This is a genomic window from Tsukamurella conjunctivitidis, assembly GCF_007858475.1.
Lineage (GTDB): Bacteria > Actinomycetota > Actinomycetes > Mycobacteriales > Mycobacteriaceae > Tsukamurella > Tsukamurella conjunctivitidis.
The window spans coordinates 1-2,155 of sequence record NZ_VIGX01000041.1; the positions used below are offsets into that span (position 1 = coordinate 1).

A 2,155-nucleotide genomic window follows, 5' to 3' on the forward strand; every position below is an offset into this window, starting at 1 on the left:
CCACCTCGTTGGGGGTGCGGTACCCCAAGGACGAGTGGAGACGTTTCTGATTGTATCGGAGTTCAATCCACCACACGATATCGCGAATTGCTTTCTCCCGTGTAGGATACACCATCCGGTGGACCCGCTCGTTCTTCAAAGTCGCATTGAAAGACTCCGCCCACGCATTATCCCAGCACACCCCGGTCTTCCCGCACGAGGCGCGTATCCCATAATCACTCAACGTGTGAGCGAACGCCTCCGACGTGTATTGGCTTCCCCTGTCCGAATGAAAGATTGTCACACCCCGAGTATGGGGACAATTCTTCACCGCCATGGTCAGTGCATCCTGGATGAGACTGGTGCGCATGTGGTCCGCAATCGCATACCCCACCACTTTCTTCGTGCAGCAGTCCAACACGGTCGCCAGATAGCAGAATCCCGCCCACGTCGGAATGTAGGTGATGTCCCCGACCCACTTGAGCCCGGGGGCATCCGCGTGGAAGTCCCGGCCCACCAGGTCCTCACGCTCATCGATGTCCTTTGCGGGGATCGTGGTGCGCACCCGCAGGCGCGGCTGGACTGCCACCAGGCCCTCCTCGGCCATGATGGTGCGCACCGTGTCCACACACACCACCACACCCATCCGCACGAGCTCGGCGTGGATACGCCGGTACCCATACGTGGCATCCGACGCCTCGAAACTTGCCCGAACACGGTGGGTGAGATCAATGCGACGCACCTCAGTATCAGACATCGGCCGCCTCTTCCAATCCAGGTACCCCGACTTCGACACCTCCAAACAGCGACACATCAAAGTGATCGTGTAATTGCCTTCTTCACTCACAATGAACGCATACCGTGCGCTCACTGAACAGCCCTCGCGAAGAAGGCTGCGGCTTTTTTCAGGAATTCGACCTCGGCCTGCGACTCTCGGAGTTCACGTCGCAACCGCCGTATCTCAGCCGATTCCACGACCTCTCCCGAACCAGACACCTCAGGATGGGACTCCCGGTATTTCTTCACCCACAATCCCACCGTCTGGGACACCAGCCCATAGGACTGCGCAACCGAACTGATCGTCCGGTCCTTGTTGATCACCTCAAGAACAACCTGCTCCTTGAAATCATCACCATACTTGCCAGTACTCATGAATCAACCCTACCGTTCCTCCCGAAACACCAGACTTTCATCCGAGGTCCGAGAACAACCGGCTCTTCGGACATCCGGTGGGGGTCATGGGGTGAGGCCGCCGGCGGCGAGGAGCATTCGGAGGCGGTAGTTGTCGGGGTTGCGGAATCCTCGGGCGAGGCGGCGGTGGAGTTCGATGATGCCGTTGACGGCCTCGGTTCCGCCGTTGTTCGCGCGACCAGTGGTGAAGTACGCCAGGAACGCGTCACGCCACCGGCGTAGGGTGCGGCCCAGCCGTGCGATCTCGGGGATCGGGCACGTGTGGAACGTGTCGATGACCTGCTCGGCGATTACCCGCCCGGTGGTCAGGTCCGCCTGCCGGTAGGCGTTCCGCAACTGCTGGGCGCACTGCCACGCCACTTCCACCTCGACGTGCTCGTCCCGGGTGAACGCTGCTTCCAAGCGGGCGTGCTGCTTGTCGGTGAGGTTCTCCCTCCCGGCTCGCAGCAGGCGCTGGATGCCGTAGAGCGGGTCGCCCTTGCGTCCCCGATGCCCGAGGGTGGTCTGCTGCACGCGGCGGCGGACCTCATCAACGGCGGCGGTGCCGAGCTTGACGACATGGAACGCGTCCAGCACGGCGACGGCGTCTTCGAGCTCATCATCGATAGCGTTCTTGTAACCGGCGAACGGATCCAACGCCGCGATTCGCACCCGGCGGCGGAATGCGTCGCCGCGCTGTTGGAGCCAGCTCGCGTACGCCTTCCCCGACCTGCCGGGCACCAGATCCAGCAGCCTGGCACGCACCCGGCCGTGCTCGTCGCGGGTGAGGTCGACCATCCCGGTCAACTCCTTCGGCCCCCGCCGGCGCGGGTCGACGTGATGCCACACGTGCTCATCAACACCGAGCGTGGTGACCCCCTCGAAGCGTGCCGGATCATCGGCGAGGCGCTCCAGTTCGGGCTTGACCGCCCGCCAGACCGTCTTCCACGACGTGCCCAACTGACGGGCAAGACCCTGGATCGTCGCGTGCTCGCGACGCAACTGC

General features: G+C 62.7%; 3 protein-coding genes. All 3 read right to left on the reverse strand.

The features are described from left to right. The coding region (locus tag FK530_RS24190) for an IS3 family transposase (protein ID WP_438947260.1) at positions 1-850 on the reverse strand (850 nt) is incomplete at its 3' end. Continuing rightward, positions 847-1,131 carry a transposase gene (locus FK530_RS27305; protein WP_438947261.1) on the reverse strand — a complete coding sequence of 95 codons (285 nt, stop codon included), beginning with the start codon at positions 1,129-1,131 and terminating at the stop codon, positions 847-849. The genes FK530_RS24190 and FK530_RS27305, both read right to left, overlap by 4 nt. 84 nt (positions 1,132-1,215) lie before the next feature. Next, positions 1,216-2,155 (reverse strand): ISL3 family transposase (locus FK530_RS24195; protein ID WP_146489404.1); only part of this gene is annotated, 940 nt, incomplete at its 5' end.

What these genes read in the sequence shown, in the direction of transcription:
- FK530_RS27305 (WP_438947261.1), bottom strand. Translation starts at nt 1,131, where the DNA reads ATGAGTACTGGCAAGTATGGTGATGATTTCAAGGAGCAGGTTGTTCTT.